This is a genomic window from Leisingera sp. (assembly GCF_982940295.1).
This window is the reverse complement of the sequence record NZ_CEYXRG010000027.1, coordinates 23,661-50,153: the sequence shown is the minus strand read 5'-3', so window position 1 is coordinate 50,153 and position 26,493 is coordinate 23,661. Positions and strand designations below refer to the sequence as shown.

General features: G+C 63.1%; 26 protein-coding genes, 1 tRNA gene and 1 pseudogene. 16 read left to right on the top strand and 12 right to left on the bottom strand.

Annotation, left to right across the window (positions count from 1 at the left end; all coding sequences use genetic code 11):
• Positions 1-362: 362 nt before the first annotated feature.
• On the bottom strand, positions 363-785 hold the full coding sequence (locus tag AC4HIX_RS19030; protein WP_490400137.1) for an NUDIX hydrolase: 423 nt from the start codon (positions 783-785) through the stop codon (positions 363-365).
• A 90-nt stretch (positions 786-875) separates the two neighbouring features.
• Between AC4HIX_RS19030 and AC4HIX_RS19025 the strand changes: the two genes are divergently transcribed.
• Positions 876-2,129 (top strand): DNA polymerase IV, encoded by a 1,254-nt coding sequence (locus AC4HIX_RS19025; RefSeq protein ID WP_490400136.1) that lies wholly within the window; start codon positions 876-878, stop codon positions 2,127-2,129.
• A 15-nt stretch (positions 2,130-2,144) separates the two neighbouring features.
• Here the strand turns inward: AC4HIX_RS19025 and AC4HIX_RS19020 are convergent, their stop codons facing one another.
• Positions 2,145-3,005, bottom strand: coding sequence for an N-formylglutamate amidohydrolase (locus AC4HIX_RS19020; RefSeq protein WP_490400135.1), 861 nt, complete (start codon positions 3,003-3,005; stop codon positions 2,145-2,147).
• A 162-nt stretch (positions 3,006-3,167) separates the two neighbouring features.
• Between AC4HIX_RS19020 and AC4HIX_RS19015 the strand changes: the two genes are divergently transcribed.
• The 4 genes from AC4HIX_RS19015 (at position 3,168) to AC4HIX_RS19000 (ending at position 5,863) form a co-directional block, all read left to right on the top strand.
• Positions 3,168-3,242, top strand: a tRNA-Val gene (locus tag AC4HIX_RS19015).
• A gap of 79 nt (positions 3,243-3,321) precedes the next feature.
• Positions 3,322-3,447, top strand: a complete 126-nt coding sequence (gene ykgO, locus AC4HIX_RS19010) for a type B 50S ribosomal protein L36 (protein WP_005648635.1) — start codon at positions 3,322-3,324, stop codon at positions 3,445-3,447.
• A 330-nt stretch (positions 3,448-3,777) separates the two neighbouring features.
• Complete coding sequence (locus tag AC4HIX_RS19005; protein ID WP_490400134.1) at positions 3,778-4,794, top strand: Fe(3+) ABC transporter substrate-binding protein; 1,017 nt, start codon at positions 3,778-3,780, stop codon at positions 4,792-4,794.
• Positions 4,795-5,002: 208 nt separating this feature from the next.
• Positions 5,003-5,863 (top strand): CobW family GTP-binding protein, encoded by an 861-nt coding sequence (locus AC4HIX_RS19000; RefSeq protein ID WP_490400133.1) that lies wholly within the window; start codon positions 5,003-5,005, stop codon positions 5,861-5,863.
• A 62-nt stretch (positions 5,864-5,925) separates the two neighbouring features.
• Here AC4HIX_RS19000 and AC4HIX_RS18995 read toward each other — a convergent pair whose 3' ends face one another.
• From AC4HIX_RS18995 to AC4HIX_RS18970, 6 genes are all read right to left on the bottom strand, one after another.
• Entirely contained in the window at positions 5,926-7,605 is a 1,680-nt protein-coding gene (locus AC4HIX_RS18995; protein ID WP_490400132.1) for an ABC transporter permease, read from the bottom strand.
• A 160-nt stretch (positions 7,606-7,765) separates the two neighbouring features.
• Complete coding sequence (locus tag AC4HIX_RS18990; RefSeq protein ID WP_490400131.1) at positions 7,766-8,983, bottom strand: phenylacetate--CoA ligase family protein; 1,218 nt, start codon at positions 8,981-8,983, stop codon at positions 7,766-7,768.
• A gap of 17 nt (positions 8,984-9,000) precedes the next feature.
• Entirely contained in the window at positions 9,001-9,849 is an 849-nt protein-coding gene (locus AC4HIX_RS18985; protein ID WP_475049052.1) for an ABC transporter ATP-binding protein, read from the bottom strand.
• A gap of 116 nt (positions 9,850-9,965) precedes the next feature.
• Positions 9,966-11,249: an ABC transporter substrate-binding protein gene (locus AC4HIX_RS18980; protein ID WP_490400130.1), complete on the bottom strand. Its 1,284-nt coding sequence runs from the start codon at positions 11,247-11,249 to the stop codon at positions 9,966-9,968.
• A gap of 92 nt (positions 11,250-11,341) precedes the next feature.
• Positions 11,342-12,418: a branched-chain amino acid ABC transporter permease gene (locus tag AC4HIX_RS18975; RefSeq protein WP_475049046.1), complete on the bottom strand. Its 1,077-nt coding sequence runs from the start codon at positions 12,416-12,418 to the stop codon at positions 11,342-11,344.
• A 74-nt stretch (positions 12,419-12,492) separates the two neighbouring features.
• Positions 12,493-12,756 (bottom strand): hypothetical protein, encoded by a 264-nt coding sequence (locus AC4HIX_RS18970; RefSeq protein WP_475049043.1) that lies wholly within the window; start codon positions 12,754-12,756, stop codon positions 12,493-12,495.
• Positions 12,757-12,858: 102 nt separating this feature from the next.
• Between AC4HIX_RS18970 and AC4HIX_RS18965 the strand changes: the two genes are divergently transcribed.
• Entirely contained in the window at positions 12,859-13,191 is a 333-nt protein-coding gene (locus AC4HIX_RS18965; protein WP_490400129.1) for an SHOCT domain-containing protein, read from the top strand.
• Between the two features lie 27 nt (positions 13,192-13,218).
• Here AC4HIX_RS18965 and AC4HIX_RS18960 read toward each other — a convergent pair whose 3' ends face one another.
• Positions 13,219-14,205, bottom strand: coding sequence for a branched-chain amino acid ABC transporter permease (locus AC4HIX_RS18960; RefSeq protein ID WP_027235686.1), 987 nt, complete (start codon positions 14,203-14,205; stop codon positions 13,219-13,221).
• Positions 14,206-14,307: 102 nt separating this feature from the next.
• Positions 14,308-15,126: an ABC transporter ATP-binding protein gene (locus AC4HIX_RS18955; RefSeq protein WP_475049037.1), complete on the bottom strand. Its 819-nt coding sequence runs from the start codon at positions 15,124-15,126 to the stop codon at positions 14,308-14,310.
• 88 nt (positions 15,127-15,214) lie between these two features.
• Between AC4HIX_RS18955 and AC4HIX_RS18950 the strand changes: the two genes are divergently transcribed.
• Positions 15,215-15,400 carry a hypothetical protein gene (locus AC4HIX_RS18950; RefSeq protein ID WP_490400128.1) on the top strand — a complete coding sequence of 62 codons (186 nt, stop codon included), beginning with the start codon at positions 15,215-15,217 and terminating at the stop codon, positions 15,398-15,400.
• A 53-nt stretch (positions 15,401-15,453) separates the two neighbouring features.
• Here the strand turns inward: AC4HIX_RS18950 and AC4HIX_RS18945 are convergent, their stop codons facing one another.
• The gene (locus AC4HIX_RS18945) at positions 15,454-17,418 is read right to left on the bottom strand and encodes an AMP-binding protein (protein ID WP_475053076.1); all 1,965 of its coding nucleotides are present in this window, start codon (positions 17,416-17,418) and stop codon (positions 15,454-15,456) included.
• Between the two features lie 445 nt (positions 17,419-17,863).
• Here AC4HIX_RS18945 and AC4HIX_RS18940 point away from each other — a divergent pair, with 445 nt between their 5' ends.
• The 4 genes from AC4HIX_RS18940 (at position 17,864) to AC4HIX_RS18925 (ending at position 21,214) form a co-directional block, all read left to right on the top strand.
• Entirely contained in the window at positions 17,864-19,765 is a 1,902-nt protein-coding gene (locus AC4HIX_RS18940; RefSeq protein ID WP_490400127.1) for a hybrid sensor histidine kinase/response regulator, read from the top strand.
• On the top strand, positions 19,762-20,466 hold the full coding sequence (locus tag AC4HIX_RS18935) for a response regulator transcription factor (RefSeq protein ID WP_490400126.1): 705 nt from the start codon (positions 19,762-19,764) through the stop codon (positions 20,464-20,466). Before AC4HIX_RS18940 ends, AC4HIX_RS18935 begins: the two co-directional genes overlap by 4 nt.
• A 66-nt stretch (positions 20,467-20,532) precedes the next feature.
• A complete protein-coding gene (locus AC4HIX_RS18930; RefSeq protein ID WP_490400125.1) occupies positions 20,533-20,931 on the top strand; it encodes an MAPEG family protein in 399 nt (132 codons plus the stop codon).
• 55 nt (positions 20,932-20,986) lie between these two features.
• Positions 20,987-21,214 carry a WGR domain-containing protein gene (locus AC4HIX_RS18925; RefSeq protein ID WP_490400124.1) on the top strand — a complete coding sequence of 76 codons (228 nt, stop codon included), beginning with the start codon at positions 20,987-20,989 and terminating at the stop codon, positions 21,212-21,214.
• A 100-nt stretch (positions 21,215-21,314) separates the two neighbouring features.
• Here the strand turns inward: AC4HIX_RS18925 and AC4HIX_RS18920 are convergent, their stop codons facing one another.
• The gene (locus AC4HIX_RS18920; protein ID WP_490400123.1) at positions 21,315-22,514 is read right to left on the bottom strand and encodes a hydantoinase/carbamoylase family amidase; all 1,200 of its coding nucleotides are present in this window, start codon (positions 22,512-22,514) and stop codon (positions 21,315-21,317) included.
• Between the two features lie 145 nt (positions 22,515-22,659).
• Here AC4HIX_RS18920 and AC4HIX_RS18915 point away from each other — a divergent pair.
• The 5 genes and pseudogenes from AC4HIX_RS18915 (at position 22,660) to AC4HIX_RS18895 (ending at position 26,413) form a co-directional block, all read left to right on the top strand.
• A pseudogene (locus AC4HIX_RS18915) lies at positions 22,660-23,310 on the top strand (histidine phosphatase family protein).
• Between the two features lie 21 nt (positions 23,311-23,331).
• Positions 23,332-23,946 carry a glutathione S-transferase family protein gene (locus AC4HIX_RS18910; RefSeq protein ID WP_490400122.1) on the top strand — a complete coding sequence of 205 codons (615 nt, stop codon included), beginning with the start codon at positions 23,332-23,334 and terminating at the stop codon, positions 23,944-23,946.
• A gap of 11 nt (positions 23,947-23,957) precedes the next feature.
• Positions 23,958-25,010, top strand: a complete 1,053-nt coding sequence (locus tag AC4HIX_RS18905; RefSeq protein ID WP_490400121.1) for a saccharopine dehydrogenase — start codon at positions 23,958-23,960, stop codon at positions 25,008-25,010.
• Positions 25,010-25,258, top strand: a complete 249-nt coding sequence (locus AC4HIX_RS18900; RefSeq protein WP_475053074.1) for a SemiSWEET family sugar transporter — start codon at positions 25,010-25,012, stop codon at positions 25,256-25,258. The genes AC4HIX_RS18905 and AC4HIX_RS18900 overlap by 1 nt, the downstream gene beginning before the upstream one ends.
• Before the next feature lie 12 nt (positions 25,259-25,270).
• The gene (locus tag AC4HIX_RS18895; RefSeq protein ID WP_490400120.1) at positions 25,271-26,413 is read left to right on the top strand and encodes a saccharopine dehydrogenase family protein; all 1,143 of its coding nucleotides are present in this window, start codon (positions 25,271-25,273) and stop codon (positions 26,411-26,413) included.
• Positions 26,414-26,493: the final 80 nt, after the last annotated feature.

Sequence of the window (26,493 nt, the reverse complement as noted above, 5' to 3'; positions counted from 1 at the left end):
GCGGATTTGCGCGCGCTCCACCCGGCGCAAACGCTGCCTGCTCAAAAATTAGGCGGAAATAAAAAAGTGCCGCGGATACATCATTTCCTGTTCCGCGGCGCACAAGTTATAGGGTGACGCTACGTCAACCCTCTCTTTTTGCTGGTGAAACACGCCGCGCCGCGAAATTCTGCGCCAAATCGTCCTGTGCCCGAAAAAGCACACCCGGTCTCACCCTGCCACCCTGCCTAGGCTGCATTCTTTGCGAAACACCAGCGGGTGGGCGATTCTGAGCTTGAGACACTCCCCAGACGGGCTTTTCTTCCTGAGGTCCGTCACCTTCCCCCCGCATTCCAGCGGGGGATCTTTCTTTTCAGCCTCTGCTACCCGGCCCTTGCCTCCAGATACAGCCGCAGCTGACCAGCAAAATGCGGCACCGCCAAAGGATGCACGCAATATGCCTCAGGCGCCATCAGCGCCCAGCCCTGCCCTTCATTGCCGAACCGGACCAGCCCGGCGGAGGAGGCGGGCAGATGGGCGGCAAAGAACCAGACCCTCCCGTGCGGGCGCAGATAGGACTGCGGCCAGACCAGCGCCTCCGGCTGCAGCACCAGCCCGACTTCCTCCCGGATCTCGCGCAGCACGCAGGCCTCGGGGCTTTCCTCGCCCTCGCGGCCGCCGCCCGGCAGGTCCCAGTGGCCGGGATAAGGAATATCCGGTGTGTCATCCCGCAGGATGACCAGCAATTCCTGCCCCAGAAACACCGCTGCCTTCGCGCCGGAAAATTCATTGCCTGCTGATGCCATGATCTGTCCCTTGCCCGCCAGCCGCGCTAAAGACAAGCCCTCCGCCGCACGTTAGACTTGCTGCTCCAACAACACAGCCCGCCGCCGCCCATGCACGCCCTTTGCCGAGACTGCCTGAGCCAGATCGCACCTGCCCGGCGCTGCCCCCATTGCGGCAGCCCGAGGATCAAGTCGCATGAGGAGCTGTTCTCCCTCACCATCGCCCATATGGATTGCGACGCCTTTTATGCCAGCGTCGAAAAACGCGACAATCCGGAACTCGCAACCAAGCCGGTGATCATCGGCGGCGGCAAGCGCGGCGTGGTCTCCACCGCCTGTTATGTCGCTCGAATCCGCGGGGTGCGCTCCGCCATGCCTATGTTCCAGGCGCTGAAACTTTGTCCGGACGCGGTGGTGATCAAGCCGCGGATGAACGCCTACGTAGAGGTCAGCCGCGAAATCCGCAAAATGATGAATGAGCTGACCCCGGATGTGGAACCGCTGTCGCTAGACGAGGCCTTCATGGATCTGACCGGCACCGAAAAGCTGCATGGCGCCCCGCCCGCAGTGATGCTGGCGCGGCTGGTCAAGCGGATGAAGGACGAGCTCGGCGTCACCGGCTCCATCGGCCTCAGCCACAACAAGTTCCTAGCCAAGGTCGCCTCCGACCTCGACAAGCCGCGCGGTTTCTCGGTGATCGGCAAGGCCGAGACCGATGACTTCCTGCGCGAGAAACCGGTGCGGCTGATCTGGGGCATCGGCCCCGCCGCCCAGGCCAGCCTTGACAAGGCAGGCATCCGCACCTTCTCGGACCTCCTGCGCTGGGACCGCGAGGCTCTGCACAGCCGTTTCGGCTCGATGGGCGACCGGCTGTGGCATCTGGCCCGCGGCCAGGACCGGCGGCGGGTCTCGGCCCATGCGCCCATCAAGTCGATCTCCAATGAAACCACTTTCTTTGAGGATACTGCCAGCCTGGAGGTGCTCGACGGCCACCTGTGGCGGCTGGCTGAAAAGGTTTCGGACCGGGCCAAGGCGCGGGAGCTGGCAGGCCGGGTCGTGACGCTCAAGCTGAAACGCGCCAATCATTCGGCGCTGACCCGGCGGGTCACCTTGCGCAGCCCCACCCAGATCGCTGACCGGATCTACCGCACCGCCCGCAGTCTGCTGGATCAAGTGGGAGATGAGGGCCCCTACCGGCTCTTAGGCTGCGGGATTTCAGACCTTGTGCCCGAATCGCAGGCGGACGATAGCGGTGACCTGCTGGACCCGAATGCCGGCAAGCGGGCAGAGGCCGAACGCGCCACCGACGCTATTCGCAAAAGATTCGGGGACAGCGCTATTCTGAAAGGCCGCGCCCTGCGCTGAATATGCGGCAGCAGTCTATTCCGCAGCCAGCGGCATCTCACCCTGTCCGATCTCCGCAATCTCGGCAATCACCCGGCGCAGCAGTTTCTGCAACGGTTCGAAATTCGCATTCGGGCTGATGCTGGCCTCATCCATGTAAAGCGCCCGGTCGATCTCGATCTGGACCGCATGCTGGCGCCGAGACGGGCGGCCATAGGTCTGGGCGATATAGGCCCCGGCAAACGGCGTGTTGCGGGCCACCTTCAGTCCCGCCGCGGCAAAGGCCGCCTCGATCCGGTCCACCACGCTGCTGTCCGCCGCAGCGCCGAACCTGTCGCCCAGAACCACTTCCGGCTTGCGGCCGCTCTGCGGTGCCATGGTGTCGATCGCCTCGTGCGGCATCGAGTGGCAATCCACCAGAATCGCCTGCCCGAAACATTTGTGCGCCTGCTCCAGCAGCCCTTTCAGCGCCTGGTGATAGGGATGCCAGTAACACCGGATCCGCTCTTCGGCCTCAGACATCGGCAGCTTGCCGCGATAAATCGCCCGGCCATTGGCCACCACCCGGGGAATGACCCCCAGGCCCGAGGCCACCCGCGGGTTCTGCCCGCGCCGCTGCACCCCGTCGATCACCGCCGGGTCCAGCTCATCGGGTGAGCGGTTCAGGTCCAGATAGGCCCGCGGCTTGACCGCGGTCAGCAGCGGCGCACCGAACTCCGGTGCCGCCTGAAACAGCAGGTCGACAAAGGCATCCTCCGAACTGCGGATGGTCTTCCGCCCCAGAATCGACTGCTCCAGAAAGGAATCGCTGTAATCGGTACCGCTGTGGGGAGAGGCAAAAACCACCGCAGAGGCCAGTTTCTGCGGGGAAATCACGGAAAACGCTGTATCAGGCATCCTTGCTCCGGTGCTTCTTGTGCAAGAAACAGCATATCGCGGAAATTTCTGCGGTCAAAAGCTCTTGCACCTCTGCGCGACTCTATTTATAGACCCCCTCACCGGCGCGGCACCCCGCGCCCCTTTCACTTCTGAGGGGCAGGACGCAGCGCAGGCCAGAGTGGGCGATTAGCTCAGCGGTAGAGCACTTCGTTGACATCGAAGGGGTCACAAGTTCGATCCTTGTATCGCCCACCATTCAATTCACTGCCCTGGTCACGGCCAAGGCACCCGCTAACCCAGGCGCTGGTTCGCGCCGCAGACAAGGAGAGAGACCATGAAGGTCAAGAACTCGCTCCGTTCGCTGAAGAACCGGCACCGCGACTGCCGGGTTGTGCGCCGCAAAGGCCGCGTGTACGTGATCAACAAGACCCAGCGCAAGTTCAAAGCGCGCCAGGGCTAAGATCCGCTACAGCGACATGCAGAAAACCGCATCATCCGATGCGGTTTTTTTTGCGTTTTGGGGCTGCTTTCTTCTTGAACCAGGCCAAGGCGGCAGTCCCGCTCCCGCGGCTTCTCCGGACTGCAGCCGGATGAGACCTGCCATGCCCAAAGGGGAGCGGACCTATCTAAAGATTCAGCGACGGGCGGGAGGCGCCTGCCCAGTCTGGCCAGCCAACAGCAGGCTGCGACTTTCTGACTGTTTCAGTCGGAAATTTATTGCATCTGCCGCCAGATGCTTTAATCGACTCTTTCAGTCGGAAATCTGATCTAACCAAGAACGGGACATCCAATGCTGAAAGCCACAACCGTACTGGCCGTCGCGCTGACCGCAGCCATTGCCACCACCGCTGCTGCCGAAGGCGAGCTGAACATCTACTCCTCGCGCCACTATGACACCGACGAGCAGCTCTATTCGGACTTCGAAAAGGCCACCGGCATCACCATCAACCGGATCGAAGGCAACGCCGATGAGCTGATTGCCCGGATGAAGGCCGAAGGCGAGAACTCCCCCGCCGACATTCTGATCACCGTCGACACCTCCCGTCTGACCCGGGCCAAGGACGCAGGCGTGCTGCAAAGCATCGACAGTGATGTGCTGGAATCCCGCGTGCCCGCCTATCTGCAGGACGAAGACAACCAGTGGTTTGGCTTCAGCCAGCGCTCGCGCATTATCTTCTACGACAAGGACGAGGTCGCCAATCCGCCGCTGACCTACCTGGACCTGGCCGACCCCGCCTATAAGGGCAAGGTCTGCATCCGCTCCTCCAAGAACACCTACAACCAGACCCTGCTGGCCTCGATCGTGACCCATCACGGCACTGACGCAGCCCGCAGCTGGGCCGAAGGCGTGGTCGCCAACATGGCGCGCGACCCGCAGGGCGGCGACACCGACCAGATTCGCGGCCTGGTCTCCGGCGAGTGCGATATCTCGGTGGCCAACAGCTATTACTTCGCCCGGTCTATCCGCAAGGACGTCAAGGGCGTGTCGGAAAACCGCGACCAGATCGGCTGGCTGTTCCCCTCGCAGAACACCGAAGGCGCGCATATGAACCTGTCCGGCGGCGGTGTTGCCTTGCACGCGCCGAACAAGGACAACGCCGTCAAGTTCCTGGAGTACCTCGCCAGCGATTCTGCCCAAGCCTATTTCTCGGCCGGCAATGACGAATACCCGGCGGTTCCGGGCGTTGGCCTGGCCCCGTCGATTGCCGCGCTTGGCCATTTCAAACCGGATGACGTGAACCTGTCGGAGGTCGCCAAGAACCTGCCCGAGGCACAGAAGATCTTCAACGACGCCGGCTGGAAGTAACCCCAGCCCGCAAAGACCAGGAAAAGCGCGGCCCCGGCCGCGCTTTTTTGCTTCTGTGCTTGCCCCAGCCCGTCAAGCACCGAAAGTTTAAAGCACCGCCAGCTTTTCCTAGACCCGATTGCACGAGAACCCTATACGTTCGCGCATCATTATTCTCGGGGGGAAACATGCAGTCGGGAGCACGCCGCGCTCTGGGGGACCAGCGCTTATGAACCGGTTGCCAGTAACGATTATCAGCGGGTATCTGGGCGCGGGCAAAACCACCCTGATCAACCGCTTGCTGGCCGAGGATCACGGGCTGAAACTGGCCGTGATCGTGAATGACTTCGGCGCGGTCAATATCGACGATGCGCTGATCCAGGACACCGATGGCGGCAAGATCGCCCTCACCAATGGCTGCGTCTGCTGCACGATGGGCGACGACCTGGCCACGGCGCTGCAGGAGGTCCTGCACCGGCCCGAACACCCGGACCATGTGGTGATCGAAGCCAGCGGCATTTCCGATCCGGTTGCCATTGCCAATTCCGTTCTCAACGAAAACGGCCTCAGCTACGGCGGCATCGTCACACTGGTGGATGCGGGAAATGTGGAAACGCTGCTGAGCGACCCGCTGGTTGCGCCGCAGGCTGAGCAGCAGATCCGCGCCGCAGATCTGGTGATCGCGACCAAATGCGATGCGCTTTCCGATGCGCTCGGAGAAACCCTGAAATCGGCCGGCGCCCGCACGCCGACGGTTCTGAACGGCTCTCCCGTGGCGGAACTGCTGTTTGACGTGGTGCCGCTGCCCAAGGGCCGCGCGGTGGCGGCGCATCCCGCCTACACCACCTGGCAGCACCGCAGCAGCACCGCGCTGGACCGCCGCGCGCTAGGGGACAAGCTGGCAGACCGGCCCGCCGGGCTTTACCGGATGAAGGGGTTCGTGCTGACCACCGGCGGCGCCTATGAGCTGCATGTGGTGGGCCGCCATGTCGAGGCCAAACGCTGCGAGGCGGAGGAAACCGTTCTGGTGGGCCTGGGCCCGGCAGACCGGATTTCCCGCGACGAGATCGAGGCCTGGTGGGCGGCATAAGCCGCACCCGGGTCCAAGAAAATTCAAGTTTTCTTGGCAAGAATTTTCCAAAATTCTTGCGCCTAGCGCCGCCGTCCCACCTGGCGGCAGATCAGGATCACCGGCAGCAAGCCCACCGCCATGATCACCAGCGAGGGCACCGCAGCGCCCTCCAGCCGCTCATCCGCCGCCAGCCGGTGCGCCTGCACCGCCAGCGTGTCGAAATTGAAGGGCCGCATGATCAGGGTAGCAGGTAGTTCCTTCATCACATCGACAAAGACGATCAGCAGCGCCGTCAGCAGGCTGGGCGTCAGGATCGGCAGATGCACCCGGCGCAGCATTCCCAACGGCCCTTGCCCCAAGGAGCGCGCTGCCGCATCCATGTTGGAATGCATGGTCGCCTGTCCGCCCTCATAAGCCCCCAGCGCCGCCGCCATGAAACGCACGCCGTAGGCGGCAACCAGCAACCAGATCGAGCCGGTGACCAACAGCCCGGTCCGGATGCCGAAGGTCTCCCGCATCCAGGCATCCAGCGCATTGTCGAACGCCGCGAAGGGCACGATCAGCCCCACCGCGATCACCCCGCCGGGCACCGCATAGCCCAGCCGGGCGAAATAGGCCGCCGCTGAGGACAGCCGCCCGGGCCGCAGGCGCTGGTAAAAGCCGAGGCAGACGGCGGCGGCCACCGTCAGCACCGCCGCCGCCGAGGCCAGGATGATCGAATTGCTGGTGAACCCGATATAGCGGCGGCTGAACAGGTTCTGCTCCGAGTCGAAGCTCATCAGGAACAGCACTGCCACCGGCAGCAGGAACCCCAGCACCACAGGCACCGCGCAGAAGAACACGGCCAAAGCGGCCTTGATGCCGCCCAGCTCCGCCGGCGGCCTCTGGGTGTGGTGCTTGCCGGCATGGTGGTACTTCGCCCGCCCGCGGGTGGAGCGTTCAACCACCGCCAGCGTCAGGGCAAAGCCCAAGAGGCATAGTGCCAGCTGCGCTGCCCCGCCCCGGTCGCCCAGCGAGAACCAGCTGGTGTAGATCCCGGTGGCAAAGGTCTGCACGCCGAAATAGGACACCGTGCCGAAATCCGCGATCGTCTCCATCACCGCCAGCAAGACGCCCGAGGCTATCGCCGGGCGCGCCATCGGCAGGCTGACCATCCAGAATGCCTGGCAGGAATTCTTGCCCAAGGCGCGTGCCGCCAGAAAAGCACCGGCGCTCTGCTGCATGAAGGCCGCCCGCGCCAGCAGATAGACATAGGGGTACAGCACCAGCACCAACATCGCCGCCGCCCCGCCGGTGGAGCGGATTTCGGGGAACCAGTAATCCCGCGGGCCCCAGCCCGTCACCTCGCGCAGGGTGGCCTGCACAATGCCGGGGTGGTCCAGGATATGGGTATAGGCATAGGCAAGAACATAGGCCGGGAAGGCCAGCGGCAGAACCAGCGCAACCTCAAGGAAGCGCGCCCCGGGGAACCGCGTCATCGTCACCAGCCAGGCCGCGCCGGTGCCGATGGCAAAGGTGCCAAGCCCGACCATCGCCACCAGCGCCAGCGTCGTCAGCGTATAGCCCGGCAGCACGGTTTCAGCCAGATGGCGGATCGTCTCCGTTCCCCCAAACGCCGCGGCCAGCGCCACCGCCACCATTGGCAGCAGGCAGGACAGCGCCACCACCCAGGCCATCACGGCAAACAGCCCGCCGCCGCCCCTGCCGCCACGGCGGCGCCCATGCGGGGCATACTCTATGGGATCATTGGCAGCAGTCATTTGTGGCGTTCATCGGTCCGGCTGAAGGGTCTCACCGCCCTATTTCGACCATTCCAGTCAGAAATTCCAGCCGGAAAGCACGGCTCGGGCCAAGCCACCGCCAGAACAGCAAACGGGCGCCTGCTTCCGGCGCCCGTTTCAAGCAGCAAATCTGCCCGGCTCAGTCGTAGGTCCGCTGATCCTCGATCACCAGCCCGTCCTTGGGCAGCGCGCCCGGCGCGACCACCTCGACCTTGCCCTTGAGCTTCAGCACCTCGATCACCGAACGCGCATAAGCCGCCTCGTCGCCGCCTGCGGCTTCGATCTGCACGGTCATCGCGTCCATCTCGCCGTCGCGGCTGGCAATCACGCGGGCCTTGACGATCTCGTCATGCTTTTCGACCAGCGCCGCCACCTGCTCGGGGCGCACGAACATGCCCTTGATCTTGGTGGTCTGATCGGCGCGGCCCATCCAGCCCTTGATCCGCATGTTGGTGCGGCCGCAGGGCGAGACACCCGGCATCACCGCCGACAGATCGCCAGTGGCAAAGCGGATCAGCGGGTAATCGGGGTTCAGCGTGGTGACCACAACCTCGCCCACCTCGCCCGGCGCCACCGGATTGCCGGTGCCGGGGGTGACGATTTCGACGATCACATGCTCGTCAACGATCATCCCCTCCATCGCCGGGCTTTCATAGGCGATATTGCCGAGATCCGCAGTGGCATAGCACTGCAGGCAGGAGATCCCGCGGTCGGCATATTCCTGGCGCAGGGACGGGAACAGCGCGCCGCCGCCCACCGCCGCCTTGGAGAACGCCAGCTCCACACCCATCGCGTCGGCCTTGTCTAGGATCACCTTCAGATAATCCGGCGTGCCGGCATAGGCGGTGGCGCCCACGTCGCGCGCAGCGGTCACCTGCAGCTCGGTCTGGCCAGTGCCGGCAGGCAGCACCGCGGCGCCAACCGCCCGCGCGCCGTTTTCAAAGATCATCCCGGCAGGCGTCAGATGGTAGCCGAAACAGTTCTGCACCACATCTCCCTGGCCGATCCCGGCAGCGTTCAGGAACCGCCCCATCCGCCACCAGTCGCCATCCACCCCGCCAGGCTCGTATATCGGGCCGGGGCTCTGGAAGATATGGGCAAAGCCATGCGCGGGCTTCACGGTAAACCCGCCAAAGGGCGGGTTCTCCGCCTGCGCCCGGCTCAGCTCAGATTTGCGCAGCACCGGCAGCTTGGCCAAGGCTTCGGCCGAGGTCACCGCTGCCGGGTCCACCCCGTCCAGCAGTCCGGCGTAGCCCGCCGCGCCCTTGGCGCGGGCGATCTGCTCCGGCAGCGCCTGGGCCAGGTCTGCGGCGCGCTCGTCTGCGCTCCGGGTTTCAAGCGTGTCAAAAAAGCTCATCACGTCATCTCCCCGCATCAGCTCAGCCACCTCTTGCGGCGGCGGTAGGACCGCACGTCGCGGAAGCTCTTGCGCCCCTCATCCGACATCCCGAGGTAGAATTCCTTCACGTCGGGGTTCTCCCGCAGCTCTGCCGCAGGCCCGTCCATCACCACCCGGCCAGATTCAAGAATGTAGCCATAGTGGGCATACCGCAGGGCAACGTTGGTGTTCTGCTCGGCCAGCAGGAAGGTCACACCCTCGTTTTCATTGATCGACTTCACGATCTCGAAAATCTGCTCCACCAGCTGCGGCGCCAGGCCCATCGACGGCTCGTCCAGCAGGATCGTCTCCGGCCGCGACATCAGCGCGCGGCCCATTGCCACCATCTGCTGCTCGCCGCCCGAGGTATAGCCCGCCTGCGACTTGCGGCGCTCCTTCAGGCGCGGGAAATAGCTGTAGACCATCTCCAGGTCTTTCTGGATATTCGCGCCGCCATCCGAGCGTGTATAGGCGCCGGTCAGCAGGTTCTCTTCCACTGTCAGGTGCTCAAAGCAGTGGCGGCCTTCCATCACCTGGATGACGCCCTTCTTGACCAGCTCCGCCGGGTCCTGCTCATGCACATGCTCGCCTCGGTATTTGATCGAGCCCTTGGTGACTTCGCCGCGTTCCGAGTGCAGCAGGTTCGACACAGCCTTCAGCGTGGTGGTCTTACCGGCCCCGTTGCCGCCCAGCAGCGCAGTTATGCCGCCCTTGGGCACATTCAGGCTCACGCCCTTAAGGACGAGGATCACGTGATTGTAGATCACCTCGATATTGTTGACCTCCAGCAAGGTCTCGGCCTGCACATCTGCAGTGTCGGCGGCGGTGTTTGCTGCATCCAGCATCAAAGCGTGTCCTCATGCCTGTCCCGGACCAGAGCCGGGATCCCGTTGAGTGGCGCGGCAGCTCCCCGCCGCGCCGGTTTGGTTCCGGCCCCCTGACGCGGGGGCCGTGGTGCGCGTTACTTGCAGCCAGGCTCGATGTTGTTTTCAGCCGCGTAAGCAGCCGAATCTTCCTCGATCAGCTTGCCGATCACATCACCGTCCGTCGGCTTGAAGTCGGAGATAGCGTTCCAGGTCTTGCTGCCGGCATCCCACTGCACCACACCGACCAGGCCGGGGCCGCCATGGTTCTCGCAGCTGACCTTGAACTCAGGTCCGAAGCCCGCCATGCCCAGCGCTTCCATTTTGGCGTTGGTCATTTCCAGCGCTTCCATGCCATCGCGCATCATCGCCGCGGTGATATCACCAGTGCCATGCATTTCCTGCGCGGTCTTGGCGGCCTCGGCTGCCAGCATCGCTGCATAAAGGCCGCGGTTGTACTGCACCGACCCCAGCTGATCGCCGGCACCGGCTGCCTTGCCCGAGTCCACGACATATTTCTTCAGGTCGTCGTAAACCGGGTAATCCATACCAAGCCCGGTGAACGTCAGCGCCTTGTAGCCCGTGGCTTTGGCACCTGCAGGCTCCACGTCAAATTCGGCACCGGACCACCAGACACCGATGAAGTTTTCCATCGGGAACCGGATGTTGGCGGCTTCCTGGATTGCAACCTGGTTCATCACGCCCCAGCCCCACATCACAACGTAGTCAGGCTTCTCACGGCGGATCTGCAGCCACTGCGATTTCTGCTCCTGGCCCGGGTGGTCCACCGGCAGAAGCGTCAGCTCAAAGCCGTGCTTGGCCGAAAGCTCTTCGAGAGTGCGGATCGGTTCCTTGCCATAGGCAGAGTTGTGATAGACCAGCGCAACCTTCTTGCCGTTGATGTCGCCGTCGTTGATTTCCAGCAGATGGTTCACCGCGCCAGAGGCACCGTTCCAATAGTTGGCCGGGTAGTTGAAGACGTTGCTGAACACTTTGCCGTTTGCCGCCGAGGTGCGGCCATAGCCCATGGTGTGCAGCGGGATGCCGTCGGCGGTCACTTTGGGGATCAGCTGATAGGTGATGCCGGTGGACAGCGGCTGATACACCAGCGCGCCTTCGCCCTTGGTGGCCTCATAGCACTCTACACCCTTCTCGGTGTTATAGCCGGTCTCGCATTCGATCACCCGGGCCGGAACACCGCCGATGCCGCCATCGCGCTCGTTCAGCAGGGTGAAATAGTCGTTGTAGCCGTCCGAGAACGGAATGCCGCCCGCCGCATAAGGCCCGGTCCGGTAGCTGAGGTCCGGGAACACCAGATCCGCCATTGCCGGACCGGCTGCCATCGCGGCGCCAAGCGCCAGTGTGGTCAGTGTCTTTTTCATCGGCTTAAATCCTCCCTTTGGTCTTATCCGATGGTTTCTTACGGCGGGGGTGGTCTTGGTCTTCTCCCCGCCAGCGTGTCTGCCGCCCCGCGTCAGTGCGGGAAGGGCCAGAGTCTCAGTTTTTCCTTGGCAACGCGCCACAGCTGCGCCATGCCGTGCGGCTCCGCGATCAGGAAGACGATGATCAGCGCGCCGACAATCACCAGCTGGAAATGCGCCACGATGTCCGTCGGCCAGCCCAGCAAGTCGACGCCCACCACCTTCAGCACCACCGGCAGCAGCACCAGGAAGGCAGCGCCGGCAAAGGAGCCGAAGATCGAGCCCAACCCGCCGAGGATCACCATGAACAGCACCAGGAACGACTTCTGGATGCCAAAGGCTTCGCCGACCTCGACCGCGCCCAGATAGACCGCAAAGAACAGCGCGCCTGAGATGCCGATGAAGAAGCCGGAGACGGCAAAGGCCGTCAGCTTGGCCTTCAGCGGGTTCACCCCGATAATCTCGGCCGCGATGTCCATGTCACGGATCGCCATCCAGCTGCGGCCCACGGTGCCGCGGGTCAGGTTGCGGGCAACCAGGGCGCAGACGGTCAGGAAGATCAGGCAGAACAGGTAGGTCGCCCAGGCCGATGCGTTGGGGCCGGTGATGACGATGCCAAAGGTATCCCGCTCCGGCGCGTTGATCTGGCCCGAGGCCGAGTAGTTGTAGAACCACGGCACCCGGTTGAACAGCCACACCAGGAAGAACTGCGCCGCCAGCGTCGCCACCGCGAGGTAGAAGCCCTTGATGCGCAAGCTGGGAAGGCCGAACAGCACGCAAACCAGCGCGGTGATACCGCCCGCCAGCAGCACATGGATGAACATGCTGACTTCTGGGAAAGCCGTCATCAGCTTGTAGCAGGCATAGGCCCCCACCGCCATGAAACCGCCGGTGCCCAGGGACACCTGGCCGCAATAGCCGACCAGGATGTTCAGTCCGATGGCCGCGATCGAATAGATCAGGAACGGCAGCAGGATCGCGTTCGCCCAATAGTCGTTGATCAGGAAGGGGATGATCCCGAAAGCCACCGCCAGCACCACGTAATAGCGGATGCGGTCGAACTTGATCGGGAAGGTCTGGCTGTCATCTGCATAGGAGACTTTGAAATCCCCGGCTTCACGGTAGAACATGTCTCAGATGCTCCCTTTCTCTTGCAAACGGGACCCGGTCCGGGTGTCTGTCTTGATTGTTTCAGCGGCGGCACTCATTTGACCTGCCCCCACTGCGCCTGTGCGGCGTCACGCTGTTCGCGGGTCATCCGCGCCGAAGGTCTGGCATAGCCGCTGCGCTCGCTGCCGCGCACCAGCCGCAGATAGGCGATGATGCCGGTAATCAGCCCCGCAGAAGCCAGCAGCGCTGCGGTCACCACCTGGGTTTCGCTGTAGCTTTCCGCCGTCAGCGCCAGGTAGCCGAAGGCCCAGAAACCAGCCCAGGCGATCACGTTGACGATGGCAATCATCTTGTTCATGCCGCGGCTCCGCCGTTAACCACTTCTTCAGAAATCCGGACTTCGCCACATTTCGCCCAAATCTCTTTGCCACCCTGTTTGCGGGTAAAGTGAGTGGGATCAATGACCGCGATTTTCGAGGAAATCCGGCGGCTGGAGGCCGCGCGGAAGAAGGGTTGGATATCAGCATCCGAATATGCAGTGGCCAAGGGCCGGCTGCTGGAAACTGTCGAGGACGCAACCGTGCTGCCATCTTTCGAGGCACCGCCGCAGCGGCGCGCGGTTTCGAGAGACGCGCCCGGCCCCTGGGGGCTGATGCTGATCGGGCTGTGCGGGGCGGGGTTGCTGACCTTCCTCGCCGGGCAGGTGATCGGCGATCTGACAATCGCCTTCACCCTGGTGGCCAGCGTCTTTGCCGCCGTCGTCATCGCTGCTTTCCGCCGGCTTGAGGGCTGAGGAAGCAGGGAGCAGATCATTTGAGCGTCAGACCCGTTCAATGATCTTCTCCCCGAACAGCCCCTGCGGACGAAACACCAGGAACAGCAGCGCCAGCACATAGGCAAACCAGTTCTCGGTGGCGCCGCCGACCATCGGGCCAATGGCGAACTCAAACAGTTTCTCGCCCACGCCGATGATCAGGCCGCCAACGATGGCGCCGGGGATCGAGGTGAAGCCGCCCAGCATCAGCACCGGCAGCGCTTTCAGCGCGATCAGCGACAGCGAGAACTGCACGCCGGACTTGGTGCCCCAGACGATGCCCGCAACCAGCGCCACGAAGCCTGCGACCGACCAGACCAGAACCCAGATGAAGTTCAGCGAGATGCCGACCGACAGGGCCGCCTGGTGATCATCCGCCACCGCACGCATGGCCCGGCCCTGCTTGGTGTACTGGGCAAAGCAGACCAGCCCCGCCACCAGCAGCGCCGCAATCACCGTCGCCACGATATCCAGGTTGTCGATAAAGAAGCCGTAGCCGAAAATGTTGAAGGTGGTTTCGTCGATCCACAGGTTGATGCCCTGCGGCAGGCCCACGTCCAGCGTCTTGATTTCGGAGCCCCACATCAGGTCGGCGACGCCTTCCAGGAAGTAGGCCAGACCAATGGTGGCCATGAACAGGATGATCGGCTCCTGGCCCACCAGATGCTTCATCACCAGCACCTGCACCAGCCAGGCCAGCAGCACCATCACCGCCACAGTCAGGGCAATCGCCAGCACCCCGGGCACGTTCCAGCCGAAATGGGTGACATGACCGCCAAAGACCGCGTTGATCACATGAGAGAAGGGCACCTGACCCTGCATGATCCCCACCAGCGTCATCGCCGCAAACAGCGCCATCACGCCTTGGGCATAGTTGAAGATGCCGGACGCCTTGTAGATTAGAACGAACCCCAGCGCGACCAGCGCATAAAGCACGCCCGCCATCAGGCCGTTCAGCGTCACTTCCATCGCAAAGACGAGTTGTTCGGGCATTAGAGGCTCTCCTCGGAATTCTGCACTGCGGCGGTGCACAGGGGGTGCGCAGGGGGTGTACGGAAGTCACCCCGCCGGGGCCGGGTGTTGCTGTGTTGCAACTCAGTCATGGCTGACCCCCAGATATGCGTCGATCACATCCTGGTTATTGCGCACCTCATCCGGGGTGCCGTCACCGATCTTTTTGCCGTAGTCCATCACCACGACCCGGTCGCTGAGGTCCATCACAACGCCCATGTCGTGCTCGATCAGGGCAATGGTGGTGCCGAATTCGTCGTTCACATCCAGGATGAAGCGGGACATGTCCTCCTTCTCCTCGACGTTCATGCCGGCCATCGGTTCGTCCAGCAGCAACAGCTTCGGTTCCGCCGCCAGCGCCCGCGCCAGTTCGACCCGTTTCTTCAGGCCGTAAGGCAGCCGCGCAACAGGTGTCTTGCGAATGTGCTGGATCTCCAGGAAGTCGATGATCCGCTCCACGACCTCGCGGTTCTCGGTTTCTTCGGCCTCCGCCTTCCCCTTCCACAGGGCCTGCGAAAACAGGCCTGTTTTCATATAGTTGAGCCGCCCGGTCATGACGTTGTCCAACACGCTCATGCCTTCGAACAGGGCGATGTTCTGGAAGGTCCGGGCGATGCCCTGGCGCGCCACCTCGTAGGGGCGCATCGGCGGGCGTTTCTTGCCGTGGAACAGGACTTCGCCTTCCTGCGGCACATAGAAGCCGGAGATCACGTTCAGCATCGACGACTTGCCGGCACCGTTGGGGCCGATGATCGCGCGGATCTCGCCCTCGCGGATGTCAAAGGAGATGTCCTTGATCGCCACCACGCCGCCGAACCGCAGCGTGATGTTCTTCATCTCCATCACCACGCCGCCGATGGTGCGCCCGTCGTCAGTCACATAGCTTAAGGAATTGTCAAGCATAACAACGGCCTCCATTATTTTGCCGCATAGAAATTTTAAGATTTCCGTGCGATACTTGTGGGTAACGAGCAGCAAGGAGATCGACGTTATGTTCGGCGAACTTGAGCATTCCTGCCTTCTGAAGATGGCCATCGAATGCAAGCAGATGGGCCTCAGCCAATCCGAAAGCCTGGCCACGATTATTGAGCAGACACACGGGTTCAGCTCCCGCTTCAAGATCCAGCAGGTGGTCAACACGGCCTTCAACCCTGGCCTGAACCCCGACCTGATCTGAGACCGGTCCGGCCTGCCCGGCACGGGGCGGGGTCATTTCCGGCGATACCTGCATCATTCCGCGGCCACCTTGTGCGGCGCTGCCGGTTTCACTTCGGCATCTACGATGGTCAATGTCGCTTTGATTGAACCCTTGCGGCCGTCCTCATAGGTCACCTCTGTGACGGTCGAGACCTTCTCCGAGCCGTCGTAAAGCGCGGTGATGATATCGTCGAACTTCTCTTCCACGATACGGCGGCGCACCTTGCGGGTACGGGTCATCTCGCCATCATCCGCATCCAGTTCCTTGTGCAGAACCACAAAGCGATGGATCTGGCAGCCTGACAGCATCGGGTCTTCCGCGACCGACTTGTTGACTGCCGTCACATGCGAGCGGATGGTTTCCAGAACCTTCGGATGGCCCGCCAGTTCCTGGTAGGAGGCATAGGCGATATTGTTGCGTTCCGCCCAGTTGCCCACCGCCGTCAGGTCGATGTTGATGAAGGCAACACAGCGGTCGCGGCCATTGCCGAACAGCACCGCTTCCAAGATGTCCGGGTAGAATTTCAGCTTGTTTTCCACATACTTGGGCGCAAACATGCTGCCGTCGGCCATCTTGCCCACGTCCTTGGCACGGTCGATGATCCGCAGATGGCCTGAGCCTTCCTCGAAGAAGCCGGCATCGCCGGTAGCTACCCAGCCTTCGGGGTCCTTGGTAGAAGCAGTGGATTCCGGGTTGTTGAAATACTCGACGAAGGTGCCTGGCGAACGGTAATAGATCTCGCCGTTGTCGCCGATCTTGATCTCGACCTCCGGCGCCGGCACACCAACGGTATCAGCACGCACTTCGCCATCCGGCTGCACGGTGATGAACACGGTGGCTTCGGTCTGGCCATAGAGCTGTTTCAGGTTGATGCCCAGCGAACGGTAGAAATCAAAGATCTCCGGCCCGATCGCCTCGCCCGCGGTGTAACCGACGCGAATGCGGCCATAACCCAGCGTATCCTTCAGCGGGCCATAGACCAGAAGGTTGCCCAGCGCGTATTTCAGGCGGTCCATCACGCCGACGGGCTTGCCGTCCAGAATGTCGCCCCCGACCTTCTTGGCGTGTGCCAGGAAATGATGGAACATCTTGCGCTTCAGGGCGCCTGCATCCTCCATCCGGATCATCACGTTGGTCAGCTGACCCTCGAACACCCGCGGCGGCGCAAAGAAATACGTCGGACCGATCTCGCGCAGGTCGGTCATCATGGTGTCGGCGCTTTCCGGGCAGTTCACACAGAAGCCGCACCAGTAGGCCTGTCCGACCGAGAAGATAAAGTCGCCAACCCAGGCCATCGGCAGGTAGGAGAGGATATTCTCGTTCTGGGTCAGCTTGTCGAACTCGGCGGAGTTCTTGGCGCTTTCGATCACGTTGCGGTTCGACAGCACCACGCCCTTGGGCTTGCCGGTGGTGCCGGAGGTGTAGAGCATCACGCAGGTGCTGTCATAATCCAGCTTGCCCTGCCGCTTGTTCAGCTCCCCGATCAGCTCGTCATGGGCCGCCCGCCCCTGATCCTGGATATGGCTGAACTGGTGCAACTGAGTGTGGTCGTATTTCCGCATGCCGCGCGGATCGAGATAGATCATGTGCTCGAACTGATGCAGCTGATCCTGGATCTCAATCACCTTGTCGGCCTGCTCCTGATCGCCCACGATCACAAAGCGCGCGCCGCAGTGGCCCAGCACATAGGCCATCTCCTCGGCCACCGCGTCCTGGTAAAGCGGCACCGGCACGGCGCCCACCGCCTGCGCGGCAACCATAGACCAGTAGAGATAGGGGCGGTTGCGGCCGATAATGGCGACAAAATCACCCTCGTTCACGCCAAGGTTGATCAAACCCAGCGCCAAAGCTTCTATTTCCTTTGCCGCCTCGGACCAGGTCCAGCATTGCCAAATGCCGAATTCCTTTTCCCGGTAGGCCGGCGCGTCTGCGAATTGCGCCGCATTGCGTTGAAGCAGCGCCGGCAGGGATTTCATCCCTTCGGCGCCCATCTGCATCTGAGCCAACTTTCTTTCCTCCCTTTCCGGCGTTGCTGCCGGACCGACCGCCGTCCGCGGTTCTGGCCCCGATTAGGGACAGCGGCAGATTAGCCCGTCAACTTTTTCCTGAAGTTTTCCTAAATCTTACGAATTGTAACAGGCATCTTCCCTTTGTTTTACAGCTTGTTACGCAAGGCAAGCCAACTCCAATCGGGGCGAACGTTTCTTACCGCGCGGAGGCCGCGACCAAAACTGCGCGGGATGCGCACGGATCGGCAAATGACCGAATCGACCGCCCGGTGATTCTTTCTCAAATGCGAATCTAAAGGGACGCCAGCCGCTCATACTCCCACGGCAATCAGGAGACGATTGAGCCTTTCCGAGGCGGCACCATCCACCCCCGCGGCCGAATGGCAATTTGCCCCTGTTGGGCAGCGGTGCTAGCCATGGGCCGGGGAGAGCTATGAACCGTACGAATAAGCAGCACGCCGCCATGACCACCGCCGGGCTGAACCTGATCGCCCAGGCGCTGTCGATCTATGACAACGATTTGCGGCTGGCCGTGTGCAACCGCCGCTTTCAGGAAATGTTCAACCTGCCGGACCGCCTGACGCAGCCGGGCGCGTCCTTTGCCGAGACCATCCGGTTTCTTGCGGAAAACGGAGAATATGCCCCGGAAACAGACATCGAAGAGATCGTGCGGACCCGGGTCGAGCAGGCGCTGGACTTCGTGGCCCATTATTTGGAGCGCGAACGCCCCAACGGGCAAATGATTTCAATCGAAGGCTCGCCGCTGCCGCAAGGCGGATGGGTCACCGTCTATACAGATATTACCCGCACCAAGCGGGCGGAGCAGCTATTGCGGGCGCGCTCGGAGGAGCTTTCCGAAAAGCTGATCGCCTATACCGAGGAGCTCTCTGCCGCCAACCGTCAGCTGGAGGCCACCAATACCGCTCTGGAAGAGGCCAAGCGGCAACTGACCGAGATCGAAGGCCGCACCCGGCTGACGACCGAGATGATGCCTGCCCATATCGCCCATGTGGATGCGGACGGCTATTACACCTACACCAACCGCCGCCTCAGCTCGGTCTTTCCCAGCCGCCCTTCGGACATTCTGGGCATGCATATCTCGGACGCGCTGGGGCCTGACGCCTTTGACCGGATCGAGCCGCATCTGCTGGCCGCCTACAAGGGCGGCAGCCCGGTGTTCGAGTTCACCGAAAGCCACGGCAGCCGCCGGATCAGGGTGGCCTTTACCCCCGACCAGCAGGGCGGTGTCTATATCCTTTCGATGGACGTAACCGAGGAAACCCAGGCACGTGTTGCCCTGCAGCAGGCCCGCCGCCGCGAAATGGCGGCGCAGATGACCAGCGGCCTGGCGCATGATTTCTCCAACCTGCTGACCATCATCCTGGGGATGCAGGGCAAGCTGGAAAAGATGGGATTGGGCGGTGAAGCCGCGGAAATGGTCCAGGGCACGCTGTCCGCTGCGCGGCGCGGTGGACGGCTGCTGAACCGGATAGCTGAAATGACCGGCCAGCGCACCCTGCGGCCGCAGGCCACCAACATGCACGATCTGCTGAGCGAGCTGAAGATCCTCGCCTCTCCGTCGCTGCCGCAGGGGGTAGGGCTCAGCATTCTCGACAATATGCCCGACCAGGTGCTGCTGCTGGACAGCGGCAAGCTGCAGGATGCCCTGCTGAACCTGATCCTCAATGCCCGCGATGCCTGCGGCACCTCGGGCCAGATCACCGTCAGCGCCCATGCGGTCGGACAGACCTGGGTCGAGATCACCGTCACCGACACCGGCCCCGGCTTCTCTGCCGAGGCACTGGAAAAGGCCCTGAACCCGTTCTTCACCACCAAGGGCAGCGAAGGCTCCGGCCTGGGCCTGCCGATGGTCTATGACATGGCCAAGCTTGCAGGCGGCGACATGCGGCTTGGCAACACCCAGACCGGCGCCTCGGTCACCCTGCGGCTGCCCTACCGCCAGGCCCCCGATGCCAAGGGTGGCATGGCGCTGCTGGTCGAGGACAGCGAGGAATTGCGCGCTGCCTTCCGCGACATGCTGATCGACCTTGGCTATTCGGTCATCGAAGCGGCCAGCGTGGACGAGGCCAGCGCGCTCACCGCCGACCTGCCGGACATCGCGCTGGTGCTGTCCGACATCAAGCTGGAAGGCAGCGCCACCGGCATCGACCTGGCCGCCCGGCTCGACGGTTCCGGCCTGCCCTGCATTCTGATGACCTCGCTGCCGACCAGCGACCCGCTGTTCCGCAAGGCATTGAAATGCGGGCCGGTTTTGCGCAAACCTTTCACCACTCATCAGCTGTCCGAATTGATCTCACCGGAGCCCGCCGTATGACATCCCCCCTGGTCACCATACTGGATGACGAGCCGGAAATCCGCCGAATCCTGACCGAAACGCTGGAGGACGCGGGCTTCCGCACTCAAAGCTTCGCCCGCGCACGCGAATTCGAGGCGGCGCTGAACCGCGTGACGCCTGATGTCTGCCTGGTGGATCTGTCGCTGCCCGACACCGACGGACTGGCGCTGGTGCATAGGCTGGCGCTGGAACAGGGGGCGGCGGTCATCATCATCTCCGGCCGGGCCCAGGTGCAGGACCGGGTGACCGGGCTGGAGCTCGGCGCGGACGACTATATCACCAAACCTTTTGACCCGGCCGAGGTCGTGGCGCGGGTCCGGGCCAGGTTGCGCAGCGGCCCGCGCACTGCGGCCCCAGCCAGCGAGACCGCCCGGTTTTCCGGCTGGACCGCCCATTTCGACCGCTACGTGCTGGAGGATGACACCGGCGCCGAGACTCCTTTCTCCCATGCAGAAGGCGAGGTGCTGCGGCTGTTCCTGGACAGTCCCAAGCGGCTGATCTCCCGCGCCCAGATGCAGGAGGCGCTTGGCGGTGCGGCCGGTGAAAGTTTTGACCGGGCGATGGATGTGCGCATCTCGCGTCTTCGCACCAAGCTGCGCGAGGACCCCAAGAACCCGCGGCTGATCAAGACGATCTATGGCGCTGGCTACATCTTTCTGGGGGATGTGGACTGGATCTGACCCCGCCAAAGTAGAAAAGCCATCTGAAAACACTACGCTTTCTCTTGTCAGATGGAGGAACGCGCAATGACACAGTTGCAATATTTCACGGCCTTGTCCGGGCTATGGGTGGCGGTGGCTTGGGTGCCCTATATCCTTGACCGGATCTTTGTCCGCGGCCTGATGGGGGCGCTCGCCAATCCCAGCCCCGACGACAAACCTCAGTCGCCCTGGGCCCAGCGCGCGCACCGGGCGCATATCGTCGGCGTCGAGTTGTTTGCCGCCTTTGCACCGCTCGCCATCATCGCCACGCTGGTGATACCCGCCGAAGACCAGCCCGGCACCTTGGGTGTTACATTCTTTTTCGGCATAGTGGCACACTACGTGATCTATTCCGTTGGCCTCCCGGTCCTGCGCACCGCCGCCTTTGCGGTCGCCGCGCTCTCGTCACTCCTCTTGGGGCTGACACTTCTGGGCGCGGCCTAGCGCAGTCTGGCACTGGCCTCTTGCCCGGCCGAATCGCTGCGCGTAGAATCGTTCTATGGCCACCTGTCTGCTCTACCGCCAAGCCCCCTCGCGCCCGTCGCGGTTCTACCGCATCGAGCTGGCGATGAATCTGTTTTCCGAGGTCTCCGTGCTGCGCGAATGGGGCGTGGCCGGCGCCAACGGGCAAAGCGTGATCAACATCTACGGCAACCTGCGCGAGGCGTCTCTGGCCGCCGACAAACACCGCAAGCGGATGCTCAAACGCGGCTATGGCCGGGCCTGAGCTGCGCCGCGCCAGCGGCGCCTGGCCCAACTGAGACGGGCATTCTTTGAATGTCCGGGAACAGGCGGGAGCGCCCTGCCCCTCTTGCGCGCCGCCAGGTTCAAACCGCCAGCGCCCGGGCTGCCCGGTTCAGCACCTGCAAGCCCAGCACCAGATCCGCCTCGTCCGTATCCTCGTCAAAGGCATGGCTGATGCCGCCGATGGAGGGCACGAACAGCATCCCCGCGGGCATCACCGTGGCGAGATTGGCCGCATCATGCAGCGCGCCGGAGGGCATCTTCTGCCACTTCCCGGGCGCCAGCCCCTCCGCCGCGGCTGCCAGCTCTGCCTGAAACCGCGCATCCATCGCTGCCGGTTCGATCCCCATGACCGGGCCAAGCGCCACCGCGACGCCGTGGCCGGCAGAAATTTCCTGCGCGGTCTCCTTGATAACCGTTTCCATCCGCGCCAGCCCGCCGGCATCCGCATCACGCCATTGCATCGAGAACTCCACCCGCCCCGGCACCACCGAGGCGGCATTGGGATGCAGCGCCACATGGCCGATGGTCCAGACCGTGGCAGGTGTCACCACATCGGCAAGCCGGCTGTTTAGAGCGGCATTGAAGGCAGACAGCGCCTGAAACGCGTCCCGGCGCAGATGCATCGGCGTGGTGCCCGCATGGTTCTGGCGGCCCTCAAAACTGATCCGCATGTCGCGGATGCCGACGATATCCGTCACCACCCCAAGCCCAAGCCCGGTTTCCTCCAGATAAGGGCCCTGTTCGATATGCATTTCCAGAAAGCCGCTGAACCGGCCATGCGGCAGGAAATCCCCTGCCAGATCCGCCATCTGCGCCCGCATGTCCGCCAGGGAATTGCCAGCATTGTCGGTGAACCCGTCCACCGCCTCCAGCGCCAGCTTGCCGGTCCAGACATCCGAGCCGGTCAGCACCCCGAACCTTCCCTCCTCATCCTGGAAGCTGACGCAGGAAATTGGCGGCCCGCCTGCTTCCCTGGCCGCGCGGGCAACCTCCAGCCCGGCCACCACGCCCAGCGCCCCGTCCAGCCAGCCGCCCTCGGGCTGGCTGTCACTGTGCGAGCCCAACAGCAGGCTCTTCTCCCCTGCCAGCCCAAAAAGACTGCCGAGCGGATCGAAATGCGGCTCTAAACCGGCCTCATTTATCCGTTCCGCCAGCCATTTCCGCGCCGCTATGTCGGCCCCGGAATAGGCCTGCCGCACCACCCCCTTGCCCACGCCCGACGCACCAAAGCTGCGCAAGCTATGCAGATCATCAAGAAAACGCTGAGGGTCGAGGGTCATGATCGGTCTCCGGACTGGCAGACCCACAGTGCGCCAAGTTTTTGCCGCTCTCAATGGAATTGCTGGGACCGGTGCCGAAACCCTCACTTCCCTCTGCCCGGAACCTCCCCTAAGACTTCCCCGGTAACAACGGAGCCGCCCGCACATGTCCCACATCACGCTGATCCGCCACGGCCAGGCCAATACCAGCGCCCGTGACGAGGCAAGTTATGACCGGTTGAGCGATCTGGGACACCAGCAGGCGGCCTGGCTGGGGGAGCATCTGCGCAACAGCGGTAATCATCATCCGCGCGTCTACTGCGGCACCCTGACCCGGCATATCGAAACCGCCGCCTCGATGGGATATGCGGATGCAGTGCAGGACGCCCGCCTCAACGAGATGGAGTATTTTACCCTGGCCGAGGCGATGCGTGATCAGCACGGGCTGCCGATACCGGAAGAACGCGAGGGTTTTGTCGACCACCTTCCCAGGGTCTTTGCCGCTTGGGCCGGCGGGGAGATTTCCGAGCCCTACGAAAGCTGATCGCAATTCGAGACCCGCACCCGGCAGGCACTGGAGGAAATCTCCGCAGGTGACGGCCCGGCGCTGGTGGTCACCTCGGGCGGGCTGATCTCGATGGCGCTGCGGCAGGCGATGGGGCTGGACACCGCGGGGATGGCACGCATTGCGCTTGCGGTCATGAACACATCCATGCACCGGCTGTTCCCCATCGGCGGCCACTGGAGCCCGGTTCTGTTCAACGCGGTGCCGCACCTGGAAGCGCCGGACCGGCACTTTGCCCAGACACATCTGTGACGTCCGAAGGGGAGGAAGACCATGCAGCTCTATTACGCGCCCAACACAATTTCGGTGGCCGTGGCCATCGCATTGGAAGAGGCCGGGATCGACTATGAGACGGTGAAAATCGACTTTGCCGCCAAGGAACAAACCGGCGCGGCCTATGCCCAGATCAATCCCAAGGGCCGGGTGCCCGCGCTGGCGGTCGAGGGCGGCATCCTGACCGAGACCGGAGCGCTCCTGGAATACATCGCCGATATGGCGCCGGACGCAGGTCTGCGCCCGCAAGAACCGGTGCAGCTGGCCCGGATGCGCGAAGTGATGTTCTACCTGGCTTCCACCATGCATGTGAACCACGCCCACAGGCTGCGGGGCGCCCGCTGGGCCAAGGAACGCTCCAGCTGGAAAGACATGCAGAAGATGGTGCCGCAGACGATGGCGGCCTCCTGCGAGTACATCAGCCAGGCCGGGCTGCGCGGGCCCTTTGTGCTAGGGGAGGAAATCAGCCTCGCCGATTGCTACCTCTATGTGGTCTGCACCTGGCTAGAAGGCGACGGGGTGAACGTGACGGACTTCCCCAAAATCCAGAACTTCATGACGGCAATGGAACAGCGCGAGGCGATTCGCGCGGTCTATGCCAAGGGAATGCTTTGAAGGACATGACAATGACGCATCTGTGGGTACGGGCCGAACAGCGCCCCAACGAAGAGCGGGTCGGCCTGACCCCTGAAGGCGCCAAGGCACTGCTGGCGAGCGGCATCAAGGTCACAGTGGAGGAGAGCTCGGTACGGGCAATCCCGCTGCAGGGCTACATTGACGCGGGCTGTGAGATTGCGCCTGAGAACTCCTGGCCCCAGGCGCCTGCGGATGCGATTATCTTCGGCCTCAAGGAACTGCCCGAAGACGGCACCCCGCTGCCGCACCGCCACATCATGTTCGGCCATGCCTTCAAGGGCCAGCATTCCGGCAAGGCACTTCTGGAGCGGTTCAAGGCCGGCGGCGGCACGCTTTATGATCTGGAATACCTGGTCGACGAAACCGGCCGCCGGGTTGCCGCCTTTGGCTATTGGGCAGGCTATGCCGGCGCGGCGGTGACACTGAAAGCCTGGGCCGCTCAGCAGCGCGGCGAGCTGTGCGGGCCGGTTGGTGTCTATGGCGGCAAGGATGCCTTGCTCGCTGACTTGAGTGCAGAGCTTGATGCCCTGAACAAAGACCGCCCCGCCGCAATCGTGATCGGCGCGCTTGGCCGAGTCGGCACCGGTGCTGCCGATCTCTGCGAGGCGATGGGTGTCCAGGTCACCAAATGGGACATGGCCGAAACCGCCAGCGGCGGCCCCTTCCCGGAGATCCTGGACCATGACCTGTTCCTGAACTGCATCTTCGCGCGGCCCGGCACACCGGTCTTTGTCCCACGTGAAGCATTGAGCGCGGACCGCAAGCTGACTGCCATCGGCGATGTCGCCTGCGATCCGGACAGCGACTACAACCCGGTGCCGGTCTATACCCAGGCCACCACTTGGGAGGCCCCTGCGCTGCGCGTCGCCGAAAACCCGGTGCTTGATGTGATGGCGATCGACAACCTGCCGTCGATGCTGCCGGTGGAAAGCTCGGAGGACTATGCCGCCCAGCTGCTGCCTTCGCTGCAATCCCTGACGGATCTGGAAAGCGGCGTTTGGGGCCGGGCCAAGGCCACCTTCCTGGAGCATCTGCCCGAATGATGGCGCCTTACGTCGGCTATCTGGCAGCCTTTCTGGGCACCGTCTGCTGGATCCCCCAGGCTTGGAAGGCCTGGGCCTCCCGCGATACCTCCGGCCTGTCGCTGCCGTCGAACCTGATGTTTCTGGCGACCGTCTCGCTGTGGCTGGCTTATGGGGTGATGGTCGGCGACTGGCCATTGATCCTGGCAAATATCTGCGCCGTGAGCGCCGTTCTGGTGATCGTCGCGGCCAAACTGAAATTCGGATAAGGGAGAACTCTCATGACTATTCACTGGTGCGGCACTGGCCTGTCGGCAATCCCCGGCCTGCGCCGCCTGCTGGAAGCGGGCCACGACGTGGCGGTCTGGAACCGGACCACGGACAAGGCGCGCGAGGCGGTCGGCGATCTGACCACCAATATCCACGCCTTCAGCATCGCCAACCTGGGCCAGATGCTGAGCCCCAAGGACGTGATCGTCTCCATGCTGCCCGGGGACTGGCACGTTCCGCTGGCGGAGCTGGCGATTGAGCACGGCGCGCATTTCGTATCCTCTTCCTACATCGCGCCGGAAATGCGCGCGCTGGACCAGAAGGCCAAGGACGCCGGCGTCTGCCTGATCAACGAGGTTGGTTTGGATCCCGGCATCGACCACCTGATGGCGCATGCTCTGGTGGCGGACTACAAGGCCTCCGATGCCTTTGACCCCGAAAACGAGATCAGCTTCATCTCCTACTGCGGCGGCATCCCCAAGACCCCGAACCCGTTCCGCTACAAGTTCAGCTGGTCGCCGCTGGGCGTGCTGAAAGCGCTGCGGTCGCCCTCCAAATCGATCCGCGATTTCAAAGAGCTGGACGTTGCCCGCCCCTGGGATGCGATCTCCTCCTACGAGGCGCCGCTGCCCTCCCCGGAAAGCTTCGAAGTCTACCCGAACCGCGACTCGATCCCCTTCATGGCGCAGTATGAGTTCGGCGAGGACTGGAAGGTGAAGGAGTTCGTCCGCGGCACCCTGCGCCTCAACGGCTGGGCAGACGCCTGGGCGGATGTGTTCAAAGAGGTCGAGACCCTTTCCGGCCCCGAAGGCGACGCCCGCCTCAAGAATATGTCGGACCAGTTCTGGACCGAAAACGCCTATGACGAGGGTGAGCCGGACCGGGTGGTTCTCTGCGTCGGTCTGAAGGCCGAAAAAGATGGCGCCGAAGTCTGGCACAAGACCTACGTTATGGATGCCTGGGGCGACGAGCGCGGCACCGCGATGGCGCGCCTAGTGTCCTACCCGGTCTCCTTCGCCATCGAAGCCGCCATGAACGGCAAGATCGCCGCCGGGGTACACGCCGCGCCCAGCGATCCGGCTTTGGTGGAGAAATGGATGGGTGAAATCGGCAGGCTGGCTCAGCACCTCCAAATTGTTGACAGCAAGGGCTAAAAGCCCTGAGTGCCCGCAAGCGAAAACCTGCGGGCGACCTCCAAGGTCCTTCATTAATCTGGCCTCAAATATCCAGGGGT